This window comes from Methanoregula sp. (assembly GCF_052325125.1).
Lineage (GTDB): Archaea > Halobacteriota > Methanomicrobia > Methanomicrobiales > Methanospirillaceae > Methanoregula.
Genome location: NZ_JBKQWO010000037.1, coordinates 44,293 through 53,359 on the forward strand (window position 1 = coordinate 44,293; position 9,067 = coordinate 53,359).

The window sequence follows — 9,067 nt, forward strand, 5'->3', positions numbered from 1 at the left end:
GCCAGAGTACGCGGAGTGTGAATCCCTGTGCAAACGAAGATAAAGGAATTCCGTGCAAAATATTCCTTAACCCAGGACGATCTCGCAAAAAAAGTGGGCGTGCGGCGCGAGACGATCGTCTTTCTCGAACAAGGAAAATACAACCCATCGCTCAAGCTGGCGCACGATATCGCAAAAGCCCTGCACGCACCGATCGAAGACCTGTTCATCTTCGAAGACGATGAACCAGAACCGGAGCGCCGGGTTGTTCTCGTCGATTGAACCTTCAGGGGAAAACGGGTTCCGGCCCGGCCGGGCACCCACCGGTTTCATGGATTCCCGGGTCCGTGCACAGGTCACAGAGAATCTTAACCGTTGCCTCCTTGTCGAGCGGGACATTGTCGTTGCCGCACTTCGGGGAATAGATGCAGGACGGGCAGCCTTTCCGGCACGGGCAGTCACGCACCAGTTCATAGGCGCTTAAAAAAAGTGCGGGAAGGAGGGTGAATGCCTTCTCCGCGAGGCCGATACCTCCTTCATACCCATCGTAAACAAAAATCGTCGGCTCTCCATTCTCACCGAACGAGGGGGTGGATAATCCCCCGATGTCCCAGCGGTCGCACATCACGTGGAGGGGCATGAGCGCAATAAGCGCGTGTTCCGCGCCGTGCAGCCCGCCGGCAAGATCGAGGCCGCCGGCAGAGACTGCTGCGGCGAGAGTGTCGGGCAGGACCAGCCAGAATGCCTTTGTCCGGAACGTGAGCGGAGGAAGCGAGAGCGGTTCGACGCTGAGGATCGTGTCCCCGCGCTTGATCTTGTACGCGGTGTACTGCTCGGTCACCTCGACATCGCCAAAAGCGCATTTCACCCCATTTACTGCCCGGGTCGCGAGCGTTTCGATCACGCGGAGATCCACCTCTTTTAACGGCTGCGTGTAATAATCCACGTCGGTCTCGCTTACCCGGACAGCGTGGGTCTCAAGGTCCATCTCGTTTACGAGGTAGGTCTCGCCCTGGTGGAGCATGATCGCACCCTTGTGCGCTTCGCGGTATGCCTGCGCCCGGTCCATGGTCTCAAGCATCCTGCCGTGGCACATGATCCGGAAACTCTCTGCGGCCATGCCGTCAAGCCTCACCGCATCGGCTGCCCGGCCCCTGCCTGCGTATACCCATCCCCGGGGCGTCTTTTTGACGAGGCCGCTTTTTGCAAGGCCGGCAAGAAGGGGCGCAAACGATTCCCCGAAAAACCCGGCATCTGCCTCTTCACGTAACGGCAGTTCCGCCGCAGCGCAAAGCATGTGCCCGGAGACGATGTAAGGGTTCCCGGTATCGATGATCGCATGCTCGTGCGAGCGGGAGAAGAACGCATCCGGGTGATGCATGAAGTACTGGTCGAGGGGGTTAGCCTGCGCCACGAGCACCGCAAGCGATTCGCCGCCTTTCCGGCCGGCCCGGCCGGCCTGTTGCCGGGCCGACATCATCGTGCCCGGGTACCCGTCGATGATCACCGCATCGAGCGAGCCGATATCGATGCCAAGTTCGAGTGCATTCGTGGAGACGACGCCCCGGACCTCGCCGCTCTTGAGCTGCCGCTCAATCGTGCGCCGCTCCTCGGGGAGGTAGCCGGCCCGGTATGCAGAGATGCCCTGGGCAAGCCGTGCGGACGTGCGCCGGGCATCCTCTCTCGTCCAGATGGTGACGAGCTCTGCCATCTTCCGTGAACCGGTAAAGCACAGCGTCTGGAGATCGCCTTTCACGCAGGAGAGCAGGAGGTCTTTTGTCTCCTGGTGGGCGGAGCGTTCCCCGATGCCGTCGTAGAAGGGGTTGTAGAGGACAAAGTGCCGGGTCCCGTGCGGTGAGCCGTCAGTATCGACCAGCGTAAAGGGCCGGCCCACGAGCCGGCCGGCAAACTCCTCCGGGTTTGCAAGGGTCGCAGTCGAGAGGACAAACTGCGGGTCGGATCCGTAGGAGCGGGCAATCCGCAGGAGCCGCCGGATCAGGAGCGCGATCTGGGAGCCAAAGACCCCGCGGTACCGGTGTGCCTCGTCGATCACAACAAACTTCAGGTTTGAGAAAAACGGGCTCCATTTCGCATGCCACGACAGAACATGGTGGAGTTCGTGAGGATTCGAAATAACGATCCGGGCATTTTCCCGGATGGCGGCCCTTTTCGATTGCGGTGTATCGCCATCATAGATCGCCGGCTTTGCCGGGATGCCGGTAAATGTTTCCATTGCCCTGATGGTCGCGTACTGGTCGTTCGAGAGGGCTTTTGTGGGATAAAGATACAGTGCCCGGGCCCCGGGGTCGGCCGCGAGGCTGGCAAACACGGGGATGTTGAACGCGAGGGTCTTACCGCTTGCCGTGGGTGTGGTGATGATTACGTTTTTCCCTGCACGGAGACCGTTGATCGCTTCGCACTGGTGGGAGTACAGCCGGATGCCGCTATGGGCAAGGTAGTCAGAAAGCGCCCCGGGGAGCGCTTCGTCCAGAGCACCGTAGCGGGCCGGTTCCGGATCGGAGACCTGGTGACAGGTGACCCGGCTGCGGTACACCGGGTTGGTCCCAAGGAGCCGGACCACGTCAGCGACAGCCACAGGTCTCCCCCAGCAGGTAAAAGAAGAGGCGGGCAAGCGAGACGACATCCTGCCGGTTGTGCCCGACGATCGGGACAAGGGGGCCGCAGTTCTGCGTCCTTTGATAGGTTTCGTAAAACTCCGGCACCATCTGGCCGGGGACATCGTCGGCCCGGGCGACACCGAGAACTGCGGATTCAAGCGTGGAAAGCCGGCACGACGGGAACTGCCCTTTCCACCGGCGCCGGGAGAAGTGTAAAATATCGAAATGCGGGATGCGGGGGATCGCACCGAGGCCGTAATAGGCAAGCCGGTCCTGCACATAGGGGAGATCAAATGCTTTCCCGTTGAATGTCACGAGCGCCGGGCGCTGGCCTGAACACTGCTCCGCGGTCGCAAAAAGAGCGGCAGCCTCCTCGCTGATATCGCGCAGCAGGTACTGGCGGACCACGAGACATGACTGTTCGATGGTGCCGACGCCAAAGAGGATAATCGGCCGGGAAAAGAGCCCGAGCGTCTCGATATCGAGGAAGACATAATCCCCGGGTTCAAACGAGCCGGCCGTCCCAAGCGCGAACGGGTGGGACTTTGTATGCCGGTTCCCGACAAGGTCAATGACATCGGCCGGGTCCGCACGGGTCAGCCGTTCGAGTACCTGCCGGGCCGCATACCTGAACTTCGGGTGCCCGAGAAGGTCCGCTATCGTATGGTAGCCCCGCGTTTTCAGCTGCCGCTCCGACACTTCCCCTACCCCGTGCACAAGCGTGAGATCGGAAAGCATCTCCTGAGCAAGGCGCCCGTAGTCGATGGTGGCAGGGGTAAGGGAGTGCCGGCTCTCAAGCGCGATGCAGGAGCCGCCGTCATTTTCTATCTCCCTGCCGGGAAAGAGGGTGTCGAATTCAACGCCGTCATACCGGTCGATAAGCTCGCTGAGCAGGGTCCGGGCCCGGTCATATTCCGATGAGAAGACGCAGCTGCCGACGAGACCGGCCCTAAAAACATTCCCGTCGCGGACGATATCGTATTCTTTCAGGGCATCCATCCGCTGCTGCCAGAGCGCCCCGATCCTGCTTTCTGCCTGCATGGCGGCCATCTGTACAAAGAATTCCGGGGACCGGATGGTTAAAAGACCGGCCGTGGGGGGTGAAAGTGAAGCGAACGCTCATCATGATGCCACGCACACCTTTTTTTAATGATCGCGATCTTCCAGCACGGGGAGTACGAGCCTGCGGACGCCATCGCGGAATATCTCGATGCCCGTAACAAACCATTCCGGCTCCTCCGGCTCTACGAAGGCGACGCACTCCCGGGCGATCCCCCGGACCGGCTTATCATCCTTGGCGGCCAGATGAGCGTCAACGATGAGAGCACATACCCGTTCCTTTCTCCCGAGAAAAAACTGGTGAGAAATGCGATCGACCGCGGTTGCACGGTGCTCGGGATCTGCCTCGGCGCACAGATGATCGCTTCAGCGTGCGGGATGCAGGTCTATCCCAAAGAAAAGGAACTGGGCTGGCGGACAATCCATGGCTGCGCACCGGCATGGGATCATCTCTTCCCGGCATCGTTTCCGGTCTTCCACTGGCACACGGAAACCTTCGATCTTCCGGAAGGAGCAGAACTTCTTGCGACAGGCAGTGCAGTCCCCAACCAGGCATTCCTGCTCGGCCATGCGCTCGGCGTCCAGTTCCACCCGGAGGTGACTGCTCCCGTGATAGCGCAGTGGGCAAAGGATCTCGGCGATGCAGAACGGTTGATGCTTGTCAGGGAGACAAAAGAGAGGATGGGAGGAAACCGGCAGATCTGGTCCGCACTTATGGACGCCTTCTGCGCTGGCTGGAACCTGACAAAGGAGGTCATGAATGGTAATCAGTAATGTGAAGGGATTTCTCATCGACATTGACGGCGTGCTTTCTACCGGCGACACCGCCATTCCCGGTGCACGGGACGCCATCGCGTATCTCAAAGAACAGGGCTACCCGTTCCGGTGCGTCTCCAACTCGACCCGTAAGTGTCGGGCGACCATTGCAACCCGGCTGGAAAACATGGGGTTCGATATCCCCGGACAGGCAATATTTACACCACCACGTGCTGCGGTCCGGTACCTGCAGGAGACCGGGAAACACCGGGTATACCTCCTCACGACAGGTGACGTGGACCGGGACTTTGCGGGAGCGTGCACCGATGACGGGTCGACCGCGGTCGACTTTGTGATCGTCGGGGATGCGGGGGAACGGGTGACTTACGCCAGCATGAACCACGCGTTTTGCTGCCTGATGGAAGGGGCAGGGCTCATCGCGCTCGAAAAAGACCGGTACTGGATGGCACCGGACGGGCTTTCACTTTCGGCCGGGCCGTTTGTTGCAGCACTGGAATACGCGACGGGGGAGACCGCGATGGTCGTCGGAAAACCTGCACGGGCATTTTTCGATCTCGCGCTGCGCGATATGGGGCTTCCCGCCGACGGGGTCGTGATGGTCGGCGACGATATCCTTACCGATATTGGCGGGGCACAGGCTGCCGGCATGCGGGGCGTTCTTGTCCGGACCGGTAAGTTCCGTGCGGATGCACTCGAAAAAAGCGGGGTAAGACCCGCCGCAGTGATAAATTCTGTCGGAGATATCAGGGATATCCTGTAACGGAATACTCTCATGCACCGGTCCACACTATCCCTCGCGGTTATAATCGTCTTCCTGCTTGCCATGGCCGTTGCCGCCGGCTACCAGTACACCCGGGAGTCGGTGGTCGTTCCCCACATAGAGGTGGGCACCGGGCAGTCGGCCCCGATTATGGCCACGAGCACGTTCCTGTTCGAAAAAAGCCGGATCACCATTACGGTGCCGGTGGATGCTGCCGTCTACAACGCGGCAAAATCTACCGATAAATCGGTTTCCATCTACGGCAACGTGTCGGAAAGCACATGGGTCACGGATAGTTACCTGGAAATGGTCAACGATCCTGCGCAGGACCAGATGTACTCGGACCTGATAACCCAGTTCCGGAAGATCCGTGACGAACAGGGACTTTCAGGTGACGAGTATCTCGAATTAATGGCTGCTTATACCCAGTCCCTAGCGTATAAGACCACGCCCGATAATCCCACGAAGTACCCGGTTGAGACCGTGGTGGAGGGTGCCGGTGACTGCGACGACAAGAGTGTGCTCCTTGCCGGTCTTCTCTCCCGCGAGGGGTACAAAGTTGCGCTCTTCGAATTCTCTCCCGAGTCGCACATGGCTCTTGGCGTGGGTTCCACCGGTTCGCTCTACAAGGACACCGGGTATGCCTATCTCGAAACGACCAACCTCTCCTATGTAGGAGTCCCGCCCGATGAACTTGCAGGGGGAGTAATCCTCACATCGGAACCGCTGGTCATTCCGGTCGGAAACGGCACGACGCTGTACACCAGCGGGGCGGAAACATCCTATATCAACGACATGTCCACCCTCGCAGAGCAGCAGGTGTCGGGCATGGACGCCCGGATCCAGCCGCTCGAAAGAGATCTTACGGCAAAGCAGAACCAGATAGCGGGAATAGAATCGAATATGCAGGCCCTGCGAAGCGCGGGAAATATCGGGGCCTACAATGCCCAGGTTTCGTCCCACAACGCACTCGTATCGGCATATAACGCTGAACTTGACACCTACCATCAGGTGGTTGCCCGGTACGATGCCTATGCCGGGGTCTATAATTACATCATCTCACATGCGTACGACCGGGAAGGCACCTACGAATGGGTGAAGGCGAACATGCCGGCGTAGACGAGAGGCGCCGGCACCTTACAACCGGGCTTCAGCGACTTCGTCAGGGAAGTGCCGGTGCCCGGAAGTCCGTTGCAGCCGCAAGGCGCCGGATCGCCGTATCGCAGTACTGCCGGGAGACATCGATCCCTATAAACCGGCGCCCGTATTTTGCCGCGACAAGCGTGGTCGTTCCCGCGCCGTTGAACGGGTCGAGCACGATATCGTTTTTGTACGAAAAGAGTTTCATGAGCCGGCGGGGGAGTTCCTCGGGAAACATCGCAGGGTGATCGAATTCTTTCATCCGGTGCTCGGGCGTGATCTTCCACCGGCCGATGACCCATTCCTTGAATTCATCGGCAGTGATGTCGATGTCCTCCCGGCGGCCAGTTTTTTTGTGGGTCCCCTTGTCAAAGACCTCGACGAACTCCCACGTGTACTTGATGTAGGGCATAGAGGGCGATTTCCAGCTCCCCCACGCCGTGTACTTGGCGTTGTAGTTGTTCTTCTCCCAGAGAAACTCCGCTTTCCAGAGCAGGCCGAGCCCCAGAAGCTGGTTCGAGACGATGTGATGGGTCGGGACGTAATCCGAGAAGAGCGGCTGGACATTGACGGCTATCCTGCCCCCGGGCCTGAGCACCCGGGCGCACTCCGCCCAGATCCGGTTGAGCGTCGCAAAGTACTCGTTCCACTCATGGGTGTCGTCGTGCAGGTCCTGCGCGTAGGCGTGGCCGAAGTTGTAGGGCGGGGAGGTGATGACAAGGTCGACGCTTTCCGAAGGTATGCCGGAGAGAACGGAAAGAGCGTCCCCGCAGATGATCCGGTTCACAAAAGGTTCGATCGCCGGGTTTTCGCAGGAATGATGGGACTCTTTTGCATCCTTCGAGCCCTTCCGGACCTTCGCCTTGCCAGCCTTGTCCTTTACTTTTTCCTGCCGCACGGATCACGCTGCCTGTAAAGTACTGGTAGAGCGGAGAAGATTAAAAACGCATGTCCTGTCCGGGGCCGGGAGCACCTGCCGATACCGGGGAGAATAATACGCAGGGTGTGGCAGGCCCGTTGTGGTAGTAACAGGTGAAACGGATCGCACAAAAGCAGGCCGGGGCGGGGGATCCTCCCCCGCTTTTGGCCGCCGTTCTTACTTCTTTTCTTCGTTTGTTTCCATGTGGTCGAGGACCCGGTCCCACATGACGAGGAGACCGGGGATTACCACATAGGCGAGGAGGCCGGTGCCCAGAAAGGCACCGGCCAGGACGATCTCGGTTTCCATCGGGATCGCCTCAGGCAAGGGCGGGAACACCGTCTGCCCAGGTTTCAACGACGGTCTGGATGGAGTCATCCTCGTAGGACGAGAGCGAGACCTGCTGCCGGGCAAATGTCAGGAGGAAAATCTCCCCGTTTGCCGCATGGCACCTGATGGTCGCGGAGAACGCATCGCCATCGGAGTCATGGGCCGGGGTCCCCCCGTGCGCCGTGACGTTCGCCGAGTTTGCGAGGACTGCTGCGATGCCTGCCTTGTAGCCGGCGACCGTGCTGTAGCTCTCCGAGCCGCTGCCGATCTTTTTCGCGTCGCTGTCCTGGTACACGAATTTTGCCGTGTAGTTCTCGCGGGACTTCTCTACGGGCGGGTGGTTGGCGCCCGAGCTCATATACGATACACACCCGAACGGATTGTTCAGGATGACGGACTGGACAAGCGCGTTGAACGCGTCCACGTCCTCGAACGGTGCCGCAAGCTTGCGGACCGCACTCTTGATTGCACTGCGTGGTGCGAAGTCTGTCATTTTTTTCACTTCCTTTGTTTTTTTCTTTGTCTCGGGGCGCCCTTTGACACATACCTGTGGACGATATGGGGTATTACGGGTACGCGGGGGGCGGGAATCCGGGGAAGGATTATGGCCGGTTCCGGGATCCGAGGAGTTTGGCGTGCAAAAAGAGGGAAAGGGGGGCAGGAAGAACAGTATTCTTTATCCTGTGAGCCCGGATACGTGACAGAATAGTTATATCCTCCGATCAGACCTACAAAGAAGAAAAATGAAGATCATCGGAATTATTGCAAGTCCGCGAAAAGAAGGCAATACCGCCTGGACCGTAAACAAAATACTCGAAGGTGCGAAAGAACAGGGCGCCGAAACTCAATCCTGGTATTTCAGCGATCTTGATATACAACCGTGCCAAGGGTGTCTTTGCTGCCACAACGGTGGCGATCAAGGTTGTATTATCAATGACGACATGCAGGAACTGTATGGGGCGCTTGAGCATGCCGATGCCCTTGTCCTCGGTTCGCCGGTTTACATGGGGCAGATGAGTGCTCAGGCGAAGATATTCACCGACAGGTTGTTTGCGAAAATCTCTCCGCGGTTCTCACCACATTACAAAGAAAAAGTCGCGAAAATGAAGCTGATTCTTGTGTTTACTCAGGGTAATCCTGATCCCGGCATGTTCCAGGTGTACTTTGATTATACGAAAAAAATGTTTCAGTTGCTGGAATTTGATGTTAGAGAGGTACTTGTTGTTGCCGGTATGCGAAACGGACCGGCGCATGAAAGAAAAGATCTGGACATTGTCATGAAGGATGCCGGTTCATCGCTGGTTTCGGAACGAATCGGATAATATCAGAACTCGTTTGCTATAGACATTCTAAAAAAATTGCTCTGTAGAAAACCTCAGTGACGAGAAATTGTAAGAACCGGTGAATGTTACAGACAATCATTTTATTTGCGATTTCCTTCATCTGAACAATAAATTTCCTTGCTTTCAGATCTCCGCCGAACTT

10 protein-coding genes are annotated in these 9,067 nt (G+C 58.2%); 5 read left to right on the forward strand and 5 right to left on the reverse strand.

Annotation, left to right across the window (positions count from 1 at the left end):
- Positions 1–27 precede the first annotated feature (27 nt).
- Complete coding sequence (locus ACLQMU_RS09195; protein WP_422149799.1) at positions 28–261, forward strand: helix-turn-helix transcriptional regulator; 234 nt, start codon at positions 28–30, stop codon at positions 259–261.
- Positions 262–265: 4 nt separating this feature from the next.
- On the opposite strand, the gene ACLQMU_RS09200 is transcribed toward ACLQMU_RS09195, so the two are convergent.
- Both ACLQMU_RS09200 and ACLQMU_RS09205 read right to left on the reverse strand, forming a co-directional pair.
- Positions 266–2,575, reverse strand: coding sequence for a DEAD/DEAH box helicase (locus ACLQMU_RS09200; RefSeq protein WP_422149798.1), 2,310 nt, complete (start codon positions 2,573–2,575; stop codon positions 266–268).
- Positions 2,562–3,638 carry a ribonuclease H-like domain-containing protein gene (locus tag ACLQMU_RS09205; protein ID WP_422149797.1) on the reverse strand — a complete coding sequence of 359 codons (1,077 nt, stop codon included), beginning with the start codon at positions 3,636–3,638 and terminating at the stop codon, positions 2,562–2,564. Before ACLQMU_RS09205 ends, ACLQMU_RS09200 begins: the two co-directional genes overlap by 14 nt.
- A 108-nt stretch (positions 3,639–3,746) precedes the next feature.
- On the opposite strand from ACLQMU_RS09205, the gene ACLQMU_RS09210 reads away from it, so the two are divergent.
- The 3 genes from ACLQMU_RS09210 to ACLQMU_RS09220 are packed head-to-tail and all read left to right on the forward strand — an operon-like array spanning position 3,747 to position 6,312.
- Positions 3,747–4,430: a type 1 glutamine amidotransferase gene (locus ACLQMU_RS09210; RefSeq protein ID WP_422149796.1), complete on the forward strand. Its 684-nt coding sequence runs from the start codon at positions 3,747–3,749 to the stop codon at positions 4,428–4,430.
- The gene (locus ACLQMU_RS09215; protein ID WP_422149795.1) at positions 4,417–5,193 is read left to right on the forward strand and encodes a TIGR01458 family HAD-type hydrolase; all 777 of its coding nucleotides are present in this window, start codon (positions 4,417–4,419) and stop codon (positions 5,191–5,193) included. The genes ACLQMU_RS09210 and ACLQMU_RS09215 overlap by 14 nt, the downstream gene beginning before the upstream one ends.
- Before the next feature lie 12 nt (positions 5,194–5,205).
- Positions 5,206–6,312: a hypothetical protein gene (locus tag ACLQMU_RS09220; protein WP_422149794.1), complete on the forward strand. Its 1,107-nt coding sequence runs from the start codon at positions 5,206–5,208 to the stop codon at positions 6,310–6,312.
- 43 nt (positions 6,313–6,355) lie between these two features.
- Here ACLQMU_RS09220 and ACLQMU_RS09225 read toward each other — a convergent pair whose 3' ends face one another.
- The 3 genes from ACLQMU_RS09225 to ACLQMU_RS09235 form a co-directional block, all read right to left on the reverse strand.
- A complete protein-coding gene (locus tag ACLQMU_RS09225; RefSeq protein WP_422149793.1) occupies positions 6,356–7,231 on the reverse strand; it encodes a DNA-methyltransferase in 876 nt (291 codons plus the stop codon).
- A 198-nt stretch (positions 7,232–7,429) separates the two neighbouring features.
- Positions 7,430–7,579 (reverse strand): hypothetical protein, encoded by a 150-nt coding sequence (locus ACLQMU_RS09230; RefSeq protein ID WP_422149792.1) that lies wholly within the window; start codon positions 7,577–7,579, stop codon positions 7,430–7,432.
- On the reverse strand, positions 7,572–8,075 hold the full coding sequence (locus tag ACLQMU_RS09235; RefSeq protein WP_422149791.1) for a hypothetical protein: 504 nt from the start codon (positions 8,073–8,075) through the stop codon (positions 7,572–7,574). Before ACLQMU_RS09235 ends, ACLQMU_RS09230 begins: the two co-directional genes overlap by 8 nt.
- A gap of 250 nt (positions 8,076–8,325) precedes the next feature.
- On the opposite strand from ACLQMU_RS09235, the gene ACLQMU_RS09240 reads away from it, so the two are divergent.
- Positions 8,326–8,904, forward strand: coding sequence for a flavodoxin family protein (locus ACLQMU_RS09240; protein ID WP_422149790.1), 579 nt, complete (start codon positions 8,326–8,328; stop codon positions 8,902–8,904).
- Positions 8,905–9,067: the final 163 nt, after the last annotated feature.